Genomic DNA, 13,854 nt, shown 5'->3' on the forward strand with positions numbered 1-13,854 from the left:
TTAAGTAACTTGACCCTGTCGCGCTTATGCGCCCGGGTTACAGGACCCCAGTGAGCCGCCCGCCATCTGCGGGTGATCGGGATCGTATGTTACCTGCTCGACAGGGGTCACTTCCACGATTTCCAGAAGATCGAATTCCGATGTCGGGTTCTCTTTACCCTTCACAACCAACACGTCCTTAAAGCACTGGTGATCCGCGCCACGGTAGAGGGTCTTGCCGTTGCCCATGCCGTCGAATTCGAAATCTTCCAGCGCTTCAACAACCGCACAGGGGTTGAAAGACCCAGCCCGTTCAACCGCATCCGCATAGAGCAGCGCCTGAACATAGCAGGTGTGTGCCGCCTGTGAGGGAGGGAAGCCGTATTTCGTGCCGAAGGATTTGACAAAGGCCTTTGAACCTTCGTCTTGCAACGACCAGTGCCAGTTGGTGGAACCAAAGATGCCTTTAACGTTGGCACCGGCACCTTTCGCCATCAGGCGCGAGTAGAGTGGAACAACGATTTCAAAGTTCTTGTCGTTGACCAGCTTGTCACGCAGGCCAAACTGAACCGCATTCGTCAGCGAGTTCACCATGTTGCCGCCGTAGTGGTTCAGCACCAGCACATCCGCGCCGGATTGCAGCACAGGCGCGATATAGGCAGAAAAGTCGGTCTGGGTCAGCGGTGTCTTTACAGCCGCAACTGTTTCCCAGCCCATGGCCTCTGTTGAGGAACGAACCGCTTCCTCGGTTGTGTAACCCCAGTTGTAATCCGCGGTCAGGTGATATGCCTTGCGGTCTGTGCCATAGTTGGCGGCCAGAACCGGCGCAAGGGCGGCACCGGACATATAGGAGTTGAAGAAGTGGCGGAAGCCATTGGCCCGCTTGTCCTTACCTGTTGTGTCGTTGGAGTGCGTGAGGCCCGCCATAAAGATAACGCCCGCCTCTTGGCAAAGCGCCTGAACCGCAACGGCCACACCAGAGGACGAACCGCCGGTGACCATTACGGCACCGTCTTTTTCGATCATCGACTTTGCAGAGGCGCGTGCAGCATCTGATTTGGTCTGTGTATCGCCTGTGACGTACTCGACCTTCTTGCCGAGAATACCGTTTCCTTTCAACGCATCCGAGCTGAAAGTGTTCATCAGGCCGCCATCGCCGCCACCATTCAGGTGTTCAACAGCCAACTCGTAGGCGCGCAGTTCGTCAGCACCCTCGTCGGCATAGGGGCCGGATTGGGGGACGTTAAAGCCCAATGTGACAGTGCTGCCCTGCGGTGCGTTGGTGAAACCGGCATGGCCGTCGGCGCGCAAATAGGTCGGCAGCGCCAGACCGGCGCTTGCAACAGCACCTGTTTTAATCAGACCACGACGTGTGGGGTTCGAAAATGACATGAGTTCCTCCCGGGGTTGTAAATCGCCTGCCTCTTTTCTCCCAAGCAGTGCGGCACAATTGTGCAAAGCAACTATCGCCGATATTGCGAAAATTGATCAATAACCCCCTTGAACGTCTCGCTAAATTTGTAAATATTTTAGCTGCGGTATCTATGAAATTGTAAATTCTCTAATGTTGCAGCGCAGAAACGCATTGAAATTGCGCGGTTTTGCCCATTTGATCAAAGGTTGTATTTGATGGCACGTGAAGCACTAACGGGCAGTCGGATCCGGGAACGGCGGATTATGGCGGGCATAAAGCAGGCAGATCTGGCGCGTCTGGCCGGCATCTCGCCCAGCTATCTGAATTTGATTGAACACAACCGGCGCAGAATCGGCGGCAAACTGCTGCTGAACATTGCCGGCGCTTTGGGCGTCGAGGCGCAGGCGCTGACTGATGGGGCAGAAGCGGCCCTGATCGCTACCCTGCGCGACGCGGCGGATGCAGCGGGCATGAGCGGGGATGAAGTTACGCGCGCTGATGAATTTGCCGGGCGATTCCCCGGGTGGGCGGATGTGCTGGCAGGCACGGCAAAACGCGCCGCAGCGCTGGAGCAAACAGTCGAAGCCCTGAGTGATCGCCTTGCCCATGATCCGCATTTGGCGGCTTCGATGCACGAGCTGTTGTCGACGGCAGCGGCCATCCGGTCCACGGCGGCCATTCTGGCCGAGAACGAAACGCTTGAGCCGGAGTGGCGCAACCGGTTTCATGCCAACATTGATGAAGACAGCCGCCGCCTGTCCGACAGCACCGAGGCAATTGTGGCCTATCTGGATGCCGATGCGGATACCGCAGATGCAGCCAGTTCACCGCAGGAAGAAGTCGAATCCTACCTGTCTGCGCAGGATTTCAGCTTTGCCGCGCTGGAGGCGGATCATGTTGCCCCTCATCTGATCGACCAAATGGTCCAAAGCGCCCCGCAACTGCGGTCTCAAGGCGCGAAATTCATTGCTGGGCTGGTGTTGCGGCAGGTGACTGAGGACGCTGCACTCCTCAAACTGTCGACACTGCGCGCGGCGGTCACCAGTCTTGGCACCGATCCTTTGGCACTGGCCAGCCATCTGAATTGCCCGATGCCCTGCCTTTTGCGCCGGATGGCGGCCTTGCCTGAGCTTGGGGCCGGGTTGGTGGTCTGTGATCGTTCGGGCACGGTTATTTTCCGCAAATCCATCGAAGGGTTCACGGTGCCGCGTCACGGGGCCTGCTGCCCCTTGTGGCCGCTATTCTCGGCGCTTGGTCAGCCCGGCAGTGTAATCCGCAGCCATGTCACCCAATCGGGGCGCGCGGATGCGCCATTTGTTGGTTATGCCGCCGCCGGGGCCATCGCAACGCAGGGATATAACGCGGCACCGCTGATGCAGGCGGTTATGTTGCTGTTGCCCGCAGGGGCGGGCACCGGGGATGCAGTGGCTGTTGGCTCAACGTGCAGGGTCTGTCCGCAGGAACCCTGCCGCGCGCGGCGTGAACCGTCGGTGATCAGTGCGGGCGTTTAAGCCGGGCCGGCAGATCATCTTTTGACAGCCTCTCCCGTCCGGTGCATGGTTGCCGCCACTGTGTGACCTTTCGCGATAGACGGACGGCATATGGGACAAGGGGAGGTGGCGCTGCGCATGAGTAAACATGTTGTGCTGGTCGAGGATGAACTGAACATTGCCGAAGCGATCCGGTTTCTGCTGTCCAACGAGGGATGGCGGGTTGAAACGCTTGCCAATGGGGCGACCGCAGTCGAGGTGATCCGCAAGGCAGCACCCGATCTGGTGATGCTGGATGTGATGTTACCCGGCAAATCAGGGTTCGATATTCTGCACGATTTGCGGGCCGACCCGGCGATGCAGGGCTTGCCGGTTTTGATGCTCACTGCGCGGGGACAGGCCCGCGACCGCGAGATGGCGGAAAAGGCAGGTGTCAGCCGGTTCATGACCAAGCCGTTTTCGAATTCGGAAATGCTGGACGCAGTGCGCGAGCTGACCAGCTGAGCAGGGGGTGCCAATGGCGAACGGTCCTGTTTTTCTGGAACGCCGGTCCTACCGGGCAAGGCGATTGATGGATGCGGTGCGCCTGTTGCCGCTCTTTGGTCTGGCGTTATGGATGGTGCCCCTGATGTGGCCCTTGCCGCAAGCCGAAGACGGTGGCATCGCCATGAGTACGGCATTGCTCTACCTGTTTGGCGTCTGGCTGATGCTGGTGGCAATGCGGGCGGTGCTGTGGTGGAAAACCGCCCGGCTGCGCGAACGTGAAACGGATGCGCCTGAATGAGTGTCGGCATCAACCAGCTGATTTTTGTATGTCTGGCCTATGTGGTTTTTCTGTTCGTGGTTGCTTTCCTTGCGGAACGGGCGTCGGCACGGGGGCGTTTCGCCGCCATCCTGCGCTCGCCCTTGGTTTATACCCTGTCCTTGTCAATCTATTGCACCGCATGGACGTTTTACGGCGCGGTAGGCTATGCCGCCCGTTCAGGGCTGGAGTATCTGACGATCTATCTGGGGCCCTCGTTGGTGATGATCGGCTGGTGGTGGATATTGCGCCGCCTTGTCAGCATCGGGCGCAGCCAGAGGGTGACGTCGATTGCCGACCTGATTTCATCGCGCTATGGCAAGTCGAACGCCTTGGCGATTGTTGTTACCCTGATGGCAGTTATTGGGGTGACACCCTATATTGCTTTGCAATTACAATCGGTTGTCTTGTCCTTTTCGATCTTTGCCACATCTGACGGGGGCGGCGGACAAGGGCTGCACCCGATCCGCGCGGCCTTTTGGGTGGCGATGGGGTTGGCGCTGTTTACGGTACTGTTCGGCACCCGCAACCTAAACGTCAACGAGCGCCACCACGGCATCGTCATCGCCGTCGCCGTTGAGGCTGTTGTCAAACTTGTAGCTTTGCTGGCGGTGGGCATCTTTGTGGTCTGGGGGCTTGCCGGGGGGTTGACTGAAATGCTGGCGCGGATCGACGCGTCAGACATTGGCGAATGGGAGGTGCAAAGCAGCCGCTGGGCAACGCTGACCCTGTTGTCAGCCGCGGCCTTTTTGTGCCTGCCGCGGATGTTTCAGGTGATGGTGGTCGAAAACGACGATGACCGCTCTTTGCAGATCGCCTCGTGGGCCTTTCCTGCCTATCTGATGTTGATGAGCCTCTTTGTCGTGCCCATCGCGGTTGTTGGGCTGGACCTGTTGCCAGCGGGATCAAACCCGGACCTCTTTGTTCTCAGCCTGCCGCTGAGCCAGAACCAGAACGGGTTGGCGATGCTGTCGTTTTTGGGCGGATTTTCTTCGGCGACCTCGATGGTGATCGTGGCAACCCTCGCACTGAGTACCATGGTTAGCAACCATATCATTATGCCGGTCTGGCTGGCGCTGCGTCAGGGCGGGGCGGCGCAATCGGGGGATGTGCGCGGCGTGATTATCCAGTCGCGGCGGTTTTGCATCCTGTTGGTGATCGCATTGGGGTTCCTTTATTATCGCGCTTCTGGCGGCAGCGGCGCATTGGCGGCGATTGGCACCATCAGCTTTGGCGGTGTGGCGCAGTTCCTTCCGGCGCTGCTTGGGGGCATATTCTGGCGCGGGGCCACAAGGACCGGGGCGTTTTGTGGCTTGGGTACCGGCTTTGCCTTGTGGGTGTTTACCATGCTGTTGCCCAGTTTCGGCATCGACGTGGCGCTGTCAAAAGAGACCTTTGATCAGGGGCTGCTGGGGGCGGGCTGGCTGCGGCCACGGGCCTTGTTTGGGATCGAAGGGTTGGACCCGACTGTACATGCGGTGGTCTGGAGCCTGTCGCTGAATACGCTTGTGTTCACTGTGATCTCGATCTTTTCCTTCCCCGAGCCGGTCGAGCGGTTGCAGGGGGCGCAGTTTGTAAATGTGACGGATCATGCCGGTCCCTCGCGGGTCTGGACCGCTTCGGTGGCGGGCAGCGAAGATTTGATGATCATGAGCCAGCGCATCATGGGCGCTGCCGAGGCGCAGGCATTTTTTCGCAAACAGACACAGGCACAGGGCCTGTCGGGGCATTTGCCAGAACCGACGCCAGCCTTTATCGAAGCGCTTGAGCGCGAGCTGGCGGCCTCTGTCGGGGCGGCGACCGCCCATGCGATGGTCGGACAGATTGTCGGGGGCAGTTCGATATCGGTGCAGGATTTGCTGGCGGTTGCTGATGAATCGGCGCAAATGCTGGAGTATTCCAGCCAGTTGGAACAGAAATCACGCGAGCTGTCTGTCACAGCGGCGCAGTTGCGGGCCGCAAACGAGAAGCTGACCCAGCTGTCGCTGCAAAAAGACGGGTTCCTGAGCCAGATCAGCCATGAGTTGCGCACGCCGATGACCTCAATCCGGTCGTTCTCGGAAATTCTGCGCGATACCGGGAGTCTGAGCGAGGCGGACAAGACGCGCTATGCTTCGATCATCCACGCCGAAACGATCCGCCTGACCCGGTTGCTGGATGATTTGCTGGATTTGTCGGTGCTGGAAAATGGTCAGGTTTCTTTGCATCTGGGGCAAGAGCCGCTGCACGCTGTGCTTGAACGGGCGGTGACGACGGTGGTGTCGGGCGGCGAAGAGGGGTTGCACGTTCGGGTGGCACCGCAGGAAACCCATGTGGTGCTGAACACCGACCTTGACCGGTTGGTGCAGGTTTTTATCAATCTGATCAGCAATGCACGGAAATACTGTCAGGCTGAGACCCCCGAACTGACCATCACCCCCCGTCTGACCGCAACGGGGCTGACGATTGATTTCGTTGATAATGGCAAGGGGATCGCCGGCGATGAACAGGCCGTTGTGTTCGAGAAATTCTACCGTGTCGGCGGATCACAGGGCGATGGGGCCGGGCTTGGCCTAGCCATTTGTCAGGAGATCATGGAGCGGTTGGGTGGCAAGGTGCGCTATCTGGCCGGGATGCAAGGTGGCGCGTTTCAGGTCACCCTGCCACATAAAGCACTGGTGGTGAAAACCGTTCCGTCTCCTTGATCCGTTGGGCCTGCCTAAAGGCTCTGGTAATACTTGTTCCGCTATATCTGACATCAGGGACCGCATGAGCGGGTAAAGTTGATGGGATCAGAACAGGATATGGCAGGGTCGGCAAGCACCGCAGAAAGTGGCGATGCACCCATGGACACAATCTTGCATCGCAAGGCCAAAGCGGGGCGTGCCGAGCATCAGGCCCGGGCGATGTCCCTTGCCAAGGCGCTGCGCGTGACGCTGGCCAAGGTTGCGGAAGAAAAGTTTGAAATGTCACTCGCCGCCCTCAGCATCCGCAGCCAGATGTGCGAGGGCGAGGAAATTGACCAACAGCTAAGCGAAAAGGACTTGCTTATGTTGTTTGATGGGCCCGATGGGGCGCGCGCCGCTTTGATGATGAACCCGGCGATGGTCGGGGCCTTGATCCAGCAGCAAACCATGGGGCGGGTGCTGCCGGAAACCGATGCCGCACCACGTCCGATGACCCCGACAGATGCTGCCATTGCCGCCCCGTTTCTGGATGCCTTGCTGGTGCGTGCGGCCGTTTTGCCCGAAGATCCGGCAGAGCAGCGGCTCATTTCTGGTTTTCGGTTCGGTGCGCCGGTCGAGGATGTTCGCGTGATGGCCCTGTCGCTGGACGCGCCCGCGTACAAGATCCTGCATGTTGACGTTGATATCGCGGGGGGCGTGCGGCAGGGCCGCATCGTGATGTGTTTGCCGCAGGTGGAAGAAGGCGGGGCTATTCCTGAACCGCAAGGACAAGACAGCCAAACGCCGACACCCGTCCGCCCTCAGCAACCGGTCACCTTGGCTGATACGGTGATGAAGCTGTCAGTTGATTTGCGTATATCGCTGGCCCGGTTGCGTATCCCGTTGCGGGATCTGGGCAAGTTGGCAGCGGGAGATATCCTTGACCTTGGAGCAACCGATTTCGCCAAAGTGCGCGTTCAGACGCTTGCAGGGCGTGGGGTCGGTCGCGGAACATTGGGCCAGCTTGACGGGGTGCGGGCCGTGCAATTGGACGCAACCGGCGATGTCCTGCCAAAAATGCAACGCCGCGCTAGTGATCGTGAGCAGATGGACCTGCCGGATATCTCTGCCCCGGCATTCACTGCCGATACCACAGAGCAGGGGGGGGCATCAGCACAGGCGCAGGCCTCAGGTTTGCCTGATCTGCCAGATTTACCCGATCTACCAGACCTGCCGGATATGCCAGACATGTCTGATCTTCCCGGGCTTGATGACGAGGGGGCAATAGCGCCGGCTGATGTTTTGCCGGATCTGCCTGATTTGCCGGATATGTCCGATTTACCCGACCTTGAGTTAAGCCCGGACCTGCCAGAATTAGACGCGGGATAACGCCCTTGGAAAAGGGCGTCTTTCATGCCTGTTTGCCTGGAGTGCAGAATGGCCATTGCGCGGTGCTGGGGACACTTAAGTTCTGAAGTGTCTTACCCCACTAGCACAGAGGCATGGCCTTAGCCGAATTTCTGCGCCAGCACCTGACGCATGTTGGACAGATCATATCCACCATCCTGTGCCGCCTGAATAATGGTGTCCGGTTCCATCTCGCCGGCTTGGCCAAGAGCCCACGCGATTGTTGAGCGTGTGCCCGATGCACAATAGGCCAGAACGACGTCGCCGGTGTCTACGCCAAGCGCGCGATTGTTGGCGATCACCTCGGGCACCATGGTCTGATGGGTCAGGGGCTGCGCATCAAAGGACAGGCCGGCGGCCTCGGCTGCCGCGCGGATGGCTGCGGCGCTGTGACTGGGCGGCACTTCGGCATCCGGACGGTTGCACAGGATGCGTGTAATGCCAGCCGCGGCCAGGTCGGCCATATCTTCGGCGGCAATCTGGGGGCTCACGAAATAGCGGGGGGTCAACTGTCTGATATCCATGGGGCAGATGTACGAAAGCCCACCCGGCCTGTCCATAGGTGTCTTTCTGTCCGCCCATCAAATCAGGCTGGGGGGCAGGGAGAACGTTGAGAGCTGGTATTGGTGTCGGGGTGGAAAAAGGCTTCGCGGATGCTGGGGTTTTCCAGTGGTGGGCAGGGCACCTAGGCCAGGAATATGCCGATGATCACCATCATAAGCCCGATTACGGACAGGAACAATGCGCCCAGATTGAGCGGCATCGCGGACTGGATCACCTTGCGCATTGCCTCGTCATCCAGATTGGCCCGTTTGGCGCGGCTGACCCGTACGATGCACCAGACCAGCCCGAACAGGCCCAGCATGGACAATCCGGCACCCGTCCAGATGATGATGTCGAAAACTGATGTTACTTTTGGTTCCATGGGCGCTTGGCTACGACAAATGAAATGGCAGGGCAAGGGCGGCTTGCAGGTCGCAGGGCGGGGCGGTAATCAGGCAGGGAAACAGACACACCTCAACGTCAGGATCCCGAATATATGAGCGACTTTTCCACCAATCCCGCCCCGCAATCCGATGTTGTCGAGGCACAGGGCGATGCGACCTATCGTGTCACCGCCAACGAATTGCGCCAGTTTGTCGAACGGATCGAACGGTTGGACGCCGAAAAGAAAGATCTGGCTGAGCAGCAGAAAGAGGTCATGGCCGAAGCCAAATCACGCGGTTACGATGTCAAAGTGCTGCGCAAGGTGATTGCCCTGCGCAAGCGTGACAAAGATGACATCGCCGAAGAAGAGGCGGTCATGGAAATGTATAAAGAAGCATTGGGCATGTAACGCCCTGTGCCGATGATAACGAAATAGAAATATCCTGCCCTTAGTCCGTTTCTCAGAGCTGTTGACCCGAACATGCCGAGAAACGGATTAAGAGGAATGCTTGATATGCGCAAACTCCTGCTGGTAAGCGCGCTCTTACTTTCATTTGCGGCTTTTTCCCCTCTTTCCCAAAGTATCGCCGGCCCATCGAAATGGACAAGCGCGCAAATATCCAAGCGGATTAATATTGCGGGCCGCCAGCGGATGCTCAGTCAGAGGATGTCAAAGGCGGTATGTTATGCCATTGTCGGGATCGACGCTGACAACCAACGCCGGATTGCCTCCACCTCAGCGATTGAATTCGCTGAAAATTTGGACTTTCTGCTGAATGGCAACGCTGAAATGGGCGGGGAGAACGAGGGGGCGGCCCGCGCCGCGCTTGATGACGTTCAAAGCATAGCGCACCCATTGGTGCAATCAACCTTGCAACTTGCCGCTGGTGATCTGCATTCCGTGCCGATGCAATTGGTGATTGAGCGTAACCTGCCGACCCTGAAACGGATGAACGAGGCGGTTGGCCTGATCGTGCAGGCGGCAGGCGGCTCTGGTTTGGGTGCGGATGTAAAAACCACACTTGATCTGGCGGGCCGCCAGCGGATGCTCAGCCAGCGGATTGCCAAGGACATGTGCTTTATTAACGTCGGGATGGACGTGGATGCCAGTTTGGCAGATTTGCGCAGCTCGATGTTTCTGTTTCAAGAGACATTGCGCGGCTTGATCGACGGGAATGCAAAACTTGGCTTGTTGGCTGCACCGACGCCCGAAATCAAAGAACAACTGGCGCTGGTGGCGGAGCTTTGGTCCGGCGTGGAGCCAGCATTCAAAAGCACATTGAACGAACAACAATTGTCTCTGGCCCAGATGTTGACTGTTGTCGCAGAGATAGATCTGGTTTTGGTCGAGATGAATCGCGCAGTCGGGTTTTGGGCAAAGCACGCAGCCGCAAACTGAGGTCGCTTTGTTTGTGTGGCTCTAGCCTGAGGTGCGCCGGGGGCTATTCCCTGATACAGCCCTGCGCAAAGGCCTCTTGCACCTTGGCACGCACCCAAATAGAAGGATGAAAATTTTACCCCGCGCGGGCCCCGCGCGGCTTATTCCTATGGAGCACACATGCAGGTCAATGAGACGCTGAACGAAGGTCTGAAACGCGGATATTCCATCGTGGTTACGGCCGCCGAACTGGAAGCCAAGGTCAACGAAAAGCTGGTCGAAGCGCAGCCAGAAGTCGAGATGAAGGGTTTCCGCAAAGGCAAAGTGCCAATGGCGCTGTTGAAAAAGCAGTTTGGCCAGCGTGTTATGGGCGAAGCGATGCAGGAGAGCATTGATGGCGCCATGGCCGAGCATTTTGAAAAATCCGGCGACCGCCCAGCGATGCAGCCTGAAGTCAAAATGACCAACGAAGACTGGAAAGAGGGCGACGACGTTAACGTTGAAATGTCCTATGAGGCGCTGCCTGAAATTCCAGAACTGGACATGTCCAAAATCAATTTGGAAAAATTGGTTGTTAAAGCCGACGATGCAGCCATCGACGAAGCGCTGACCAATCTGGCCGAGACCGCACAGGACTTTAAGGTCCGCAAAAAGGGGTCAAAAGCCAAAGACGGCGATCAGGTTGTTATGGATTTCCTTGGCAAGGTTGATGGCGAAGCCTTTGAGGGCGGCGCAGCTGAAGATTTCCCGCTGGTGCTGGGCTCCGGCAACTTTATCCCGGGCTTCGAAGAGCAGCTGGTTGGCGTGAAAGCCGAAGAAGAGAAACTGGTCACAGTCAGCTTCCCTGACGATTATCAGGCCGAGCATCTGAAGGGCAAAGAAGCCACCTTCGAATGCTCGATCAAAGAAGTAAAAGAACCTGTCGCCGCCGAGATCAACGACGAGATGGCGGCCAAGTTCGGTGCCGAAGATCTTGCTGGTCTGAAGACCCAGATCGCTGAACGTCTGGAAGCCGAATACGCTGGCGCATCCCGCGCGGTCATGAAGCGCGGTCTGCTGGACGAACTGGACAAGATGGTTGATTTCGATCTGCCCCCTTCCTTGGTTGAAGCCGAAGCTGGCCAGATCGCACATCAGCTGTGGCACGAGGAAAACCCTGAAGTTCAGGGCCACGACCACCCTGAAATCGAAACCACGGATGAACACAAGACACTGGCAACACGCCGCGTGCGCTTGGGCCTGCTGTTGGCCGAACTGGGTCAGAAAGCCGAAGTTGAGGTGACCGACGCCGAAATGACACAGGCAATCATGAACCAGGCACGTCAGTACCCGGGTCAGGAGCGCCAGTTCTTTGAGTTCGTTCAGCAAAACCAGCAGATGCAGCAGCAGTTGCGTGCACCTTTGTTCGAGGACAAAGTTGTCGATCACATTGCGGAAGGTGCGAATGTGACCGAAAAAACCGTTTCCAAGGAAGATCTTCAGAAGGCGGTTGAGGCACTCGAAGACTCTGAGTGAGATCACCTTAACTACTGATTTAGAAGGGGCCGTGCAGGAATGTACGGCCCCTTTTTTCACATCACGTTATAGATGTATTTGATTTTTGGAATGCAACCTATGCCCATCAATCGCCTAACCCATTTCACTAAGTGACCACAATTCGACGTCATTTGCTGCGCTTAGAAGAGATCGGTGGGTATCCTGATCTTGGGAGAGGTTTTGGGAGACTACGGAAATGGACTTTGAAAGAATGGATCCTATTGAGAGTGAAGATGATCCTGAAAGGATTGTTTTAACACTGAAATCCATTGCTGCCTTACTTGCCGAGGACGCGGGGGAGTTTTCCCGGTTTCCGGCAGAGACCGGCCATTCCAGAGCGACGCCAGCGGCTGGATTTGGATGGACCGCATATTGTCAGAACTGTGCCGCGAATACGCCAAGGGGCGAGGCCGAGGAATTGCCGCTTGTATCGCCGGAACAGGGACATACCCTACTAAAAGGTTTCCCCAGCAAGGGCCGCCAGTTGTTAAGCCGGATTTTCCGGGATAACACGTAGTACCAAACGCGGAGTTGGGCCAGTATGGCCCAGCTTTGTACGGCGCAAAGCGCCCTTTTAGCCCCCGGAATGGTCAACTGACCCGCCTTCTTGCCGGTTGACCATTGGGGTATTCCAGTAAAAACCAGACAGTGAATTAGGCAGACCATGCGTGTTAGGGGCAGGACCCTAGAGCATCCCGCCTTAAACATGAAACTCTCGTTCGCGGCTTCTCACTTTGGTCGAACGCGAAAAGCGATTATGATGGCTCAGGTTAAAGGTGGAAGGCTTTACTGGGCAGTGGCTGACTTTTGCGGTGCTGTCATTGGCGCGCATGCTCGTCATTGTGGGGCAGGGGTGATCAGATCGGGGCGCTATCAGGGCAAAGCAAAACGCCGCGCAGAGGACTGCGCGGCGTTTCTATTTCTTTTCAACACGGCCCTTAAGCCTTTGCCGTTTTAGGCGCTGGCTGTGTCGTCCTGGTCGCCGGCTTCTTCGCCCTCAGGTGTCGAAACCAGATCGTCGTCTTCGGATGCCGCGGCACCGATATCGTCGAACAGTTCTGCGATTTCGAAGTCTGCAGCGGCTTCTTCTTCAGCGGCCAGTTCCTGAATGGACTTGCCAGATGCCTGAAGCTCAGCCTCTTCAACGGAACGTGCAACGTTCAGCTGAATGGTGGCTTCCACTTCGGGGTGCAGAACAACAGAAACGTCGTGCAGGCCCAGCTCTTTGATGGGCGCGGACAGGACAACCTGTTTGCGATCCACGGTAAAGCCTTCGGCAGTTGCCGCTTCGGCTGCGTCACGGGTGGTGACGGAACCGTAAAGCGCGCCAGCGTCAGACGCAGAACGAATCACGATGAACTGCTGACCGTCGAGCTTGGCAGACATTGCTTCTGCTTCTGCTTTGGTCTCAAGGTTCTGCGCTTCGAGTTGTGCCTTGCGGCCCTCGAAAGCTTCGATGTTGGCTTTGGACGCGGACAGCGCCTTGCCCTGTGGCAACAGGAAGTTGCGCGCAAAGCCTGGCTTTACGTCAACGACGTCGCCCATCTGGCCCAGTTTGGCCACACGTTGGAGAAGGATAACTTGCATGATGGTTCTCCTTACTTAACGGCGTAGGGCAGCAGGGCGAGGAAGCGGGCGCGTTTGATGGCACGGGCCAGTTCACGCTGCTTTTTCGCCGATACGGCTGTGATACGGGAAGGAACGATTTTGCCGCGCTCAGAGATGTAGCGTTGCAGCAGACGTGTGTCTTTGTAATCGATCGCAGGTGCATTGTCGCCCGAGAAAGGGCAGACTTTGCGACGGCGGAAAAATGGTTTTGCAGCCATGGTTTAAGTCCTTTTCTTCAAGCTGGTGATCAACGGCGCTCGCGGCGTTCGCCGCGCTCGGGACGCTCGTCACGCTTTTGCATCTGAACGGATGGCAGCTCTTTGTGCTCGTCCATTTTGATGGTCAAAACGCGCATCACGTCGTCGTGCAGACGCATCAGGCGTTCCATTTCCTGAACGGCGGTTGCTGGTGCATCCGAACGCAGGAAGGCATAGTGGCCCTTGCGGTTTTTGTTGATCTTATAGGCCATTGTCTTGACGCCCCAGTACTCGCTATCCACGAGTTTCCCGCCGTTGTCGGCGAGGACGGTGCCAAAATGTTCGATAAGGCCTTCAGCTTGCGTGTTGGACAGGTCCTGACGCGCAATCATAACATGCTCATATAGCGGCATGTGCACTCCTATTTATATCAAGGCGCATTTCATAGGCAGGGCAATATCCTTTGCGGCC

General features: G+C 57.4%; 15 protein-coding genes. 9 read left to right on the top strand and 6 right to left on the bottom strand.

What is annotated here, in order from left to right; translation table 11 throughout:
• Positions 1–24: 24 nt before the first annotated feature.
• The gene (locus HKX44_RS02980) at positions 25–1,371 is read right to left on the bottom strand and encodes a substrate-binding protein (protein ID WP_276149812.1); all 1,347 of its coding nucleotides are present in this window, start codon (positions 1,369–1,371) and stop codon (positions 25–27) included.
• A gap of 237 nt (positions 1,372–1,608) precedes the next feature.
• Here HKX44_RS02980 and HKX44_RS02985 point away from each other — a divergent pair, with 237 nt between their 5' ends.
• The 5 genes from HKX44_RS02985 (at position 1,609) to HKX44_RS03005 (ending at position 7,719) form a co-directional block, all read left to right on the top strand.
• A complete protein-coding gene (locus HKX44_RS02985; protein ID WP_276149813.1) occupies positions 1,609–2,904 on the top strand; it encodes a helix-turn-helix transcriptional regulator in 1,296 nt (431 codons plus the stop codon).
• Between the two features lie 117 nt (positions 2,905–3,021).
• Positions 3,022–3,387: a response regulator gene (locus HKX44_RS02990; RefSeq protein ID WP_276149814.1), complete on the top strand. Its 366-nt coding sequence runs from the start codon at positions 3,022–3,024 to the stop codon at positions 3,385–3,387.
• Positions 3,388–3,400: 13 nt separating this feature from the next.
• Entirely contained in the window at positions 3,401–3,667 is a 267-nt protein-coding gene (locus HKX44_RS02995; protein WP_276149815.1) for a hypothetical protein, read from the top strand.
• Positions 3,664–6,369, top strand: coding sequence for a sensor histidine kinase (locus HKX44_RS03000; protein ID WP_276149816.1), 2,706 nt, complete (start codon positions 3,664–3,666; stop codon positions 6,367–6,369). The genes HKX44_RS02995 and HKX44_RS03000 overlap by 4 nt, the downstream gene beginning before the upstream one ends.
• Positions 6,370–6,450: 81 nt before the next feature.
• Entirely contained in the window at positions 6,451–7,719 is a 1,269-nt protein-coding gene (locus HKX44_RS03005) for a FliM/FliN family flagellar motor C-terminal domain-containing protein (protein WP_276149817.1), read from the top strand.
• A 119-nt stretch (positions 7,720–7,838) separates the two neighbouring features.
• Here HKX44_RS03005 and HKX44_RS03010 read toward each other — a convergent pair whose 3' ends face one another.
• Positions 7,839–8,261: a TIGR01244 family sulfur transferase gene (locus HKX44_RS03010; RefSeq protein ID WP_276149818.1), complete on the bottom strand. Its 423-nt coding sequence runs from the start codon at positions 8,259–8,261 to the stop codon at positions 7,839–7,841.
• A 161-nt stretch (positions 8,262–8,422) separates the two neighbouring features.
• Positions 8,423–8,662, bottom strand: a complete 240-nt coding sequence (locus HKX44_RS03015) for a hypothetical protein (RefSeq protein ID WP_276149819.1) — start codon at positions 8,660–8,662, stop codon at positions 8,423–8,425.
• A 114-nt stretch (positions 8,663–8,776) separates the two neighbouring features.
• Here HKX44_RS03015 and HKX44_RS03020 point away from each other — a divergent pair, with 114 nt between their 5' ends.
• The 4 genes from HKX44_RS03020 (at position 8,777) to HKX44_RS03035 (ending at position 12,095) form a co-directional block, all read left to right on the top strand.
• Positions 8,777–9,073 carry a DUF2312 domain-containing protein gene (locus HKX44_RS03020; protein WP_276149820.1) on the top strand — a complete coding sequence of 99 codons (297 nt, stop codon included), beginning with the start codon at positions 8,777–8,779 and terminating at the stop codon, positions 9,071–9,073.
• A 105-nt stretch (positions 9,074–9,178) separates the two neighbouring features.
• On the top strand, positions 9,179–10,063 hold the full coding sequence (locus HKX44_RS03025; RefSeq protein ID WP_276149821.1) for a type IV pili methyl-accepting chemotaxis transducer N-terminal domain-containing protein: 885 nt from the start codon (positions 9,179–9,181) through the stop codon (positions 10,061–10,063).
• 159 nt (positions 10,064–10,222) lie between these two features.
• Entirely contained in the window at positions 10,223–11,557 is a 1,335-nt protein-coding gene (gene tig, locus HKX44_RS03030; RefSeq protein ID WP_276149822.1) for a trigger factor, read from the top strand.
• Positions 11,558–11,789: 232 nt separating this feature from the next.
• On the top strand, positions 11,790–12,095 hold the full coding sequence (locus HKX44_RS03035; protein ID WP_276149823.1) for a hypothetical protein: 306 nt from the start codon (positions 11,790–11,792) through the stop codon (positions 12,093–12,095).
• Positions 12,096–12,532: 437 nt separating this feature from the next.
• Here HKX44_RS03035 and rplI read toward each other — a convergent pair whose 3' ends face one another.
• From rplI to rpsF, 3 genes are read right to left on the bottom strand one after another with little or no spacing between them, the layout of a single operon-like run.
• Positions 12,533–13,165, bottom strand: coding sequence for a 50S ribosomal protein L9 (gene rplI / locus HKX44_RS03040; RefSeq protein ID WP_276149824.1), 633 nt, complete (start codon positions 13,163–13,165; stop codon positions 12,533–12,535).
• Between the two features lie 11 nt (positions 13,166–13,176).
• Complete coding sequence (gene rpsR / locus HKX44_RS03045; protein ID WP_005852865.1) at positions 13,177–13,404, bottom strand: 30S ribosomal protein S18; 228 nt, start codon at positions 13,402–13,404, stop codon at positions 13,177–13,179.
• Between the two features lie 29 nt (positions 13,405–13,433).
• Positions 13,434–13,796, bottom strand: coding sequence for a 30S ribosomal protein S6 (rpsF, locus tag HKX44_RS03050; protein ID WP_276149825.1), 363 nt, complete (start codon positions 13,794–13,796; stop codon positions 13,434–13,436).
• Positions 13,797–13,854: the final 58 nt, after the last annotated feature.

It is taken from the genome of Sulfitobacter sp. M05, from assembly GCF_029285175.1.
GTDB lineage: Bacteria > Pseudomonadota > Alphaproteobacteria > Rhodobacterales > Rhodobacteraceae > Sulfitobacter.

Excerpts from the sequence above, each read along its gene's own strand:
- HKX44_RS03020 (WP_276149820.1), top strand. The coding sequence starts at position 8,777 with ATGAGCGACTTTTCCACCAATCCCGCCCCGCAATCCGATGTTGTCGAG.
- HKX44_RS03035 (WP_276149823.1), top strand. The coding sequence starts at position 11,790 with ATGGATCCTATTGAGAGTGAAGATGATCCTGAAAGGATTGTTTTAACA.
- HKX44_RS02985 (WP_276149813.1), top strand. The coding sequence starts at position 1,609 with ATGGCACGTGAAGCACTAACGGGCAGTCGGATCCGGGAACGGCGGATT.
- HKX44_RS02995 (WP_276149815.1), top strand. The coding sequence starts at position 3,401 with ATGGCGAACGGTCCTGTTTTTCTGGAACGCCGGTCCTACCGGGCAAGG.
- tig (WP_276149822.1), top strand. The coding sequence starts at position 10,223 with ATGCAGGTCAATGAGACGCTGAACGAAGGTCTGAAACGCGGATATTCC.
- HKX44_RS03015 (WP_276149819.1), bottom strand. The coding sequence starts at position 8,662 with ATGGAACCAAAAGTAACATCAGTTTTCGACATCATCATCTGGACGGGT.
- HKX44_RS03025 (WP_276149821.1), top strand. The coding sequence starts at position 9,179 with ATGCGCAAACTCCTGCTGGTAAGCGCGCTCTTACTTTCATTTGCGGCT.
- HKX44_RS02980 (WP_276149812.1), bottom strand. The coding sequence starts at position 1,371 with ATGTCATTTTCGAACCCCACACGTCGTGGTCTGATTAAAACAGGTGCT.
- rplI (WP_276149824.1), bottom strand. The coding sequence starts at position 13,165 with ATGCAAGTTATCCTTCTCCAACGTGTGGCCAAACTGGGCCAGATGGGC.
- rpsF (WP_276149825.1), bottom strand. The coding sequence starts at position 13,796 with ATGCCGCTATATGAGCATGTTATGATTGCGCGTCAGGACCTGTCCAAC.
- HKX44_RS03000 (WP_276149816.1), top strand. The coding sequence starts at position 3,664 with ATGAGTGTCGGCATCAACCAGCTGATTTTTGTATGTCTGGCCTATGTG.
- HKX44_RS03010 (WP_276149818.1), bottom strand. The coding sequence starts at position 8,261 with ATGGATATCAGACAGTTGACCCCCCGCTATTTCGTGAGCCCCCAGATT.
- rpsR (WP_005852865.1), bottom strand. The coding sequence starts at position 13,404 with ATGGCTGCAAAACCATTTTTCCGCCGTCGCAAAGTCTGCCCTTTCTCG.
- HKX44_RS02990 (WP_276149814.1), top strand. The coding sequence starts at position 3,022 with ATGAGTAAACATGTTGTGCTGGTCGAGGATGAACTGAACATTGCCGAA.
- HKX44_RS03005 (WP_276149817.1), top strand. The coding sequence starts at position 6,451 with ATGGGATCAGAACAGGATATGGCAGGGTCGGCAAGCACCGCAGAAAGT.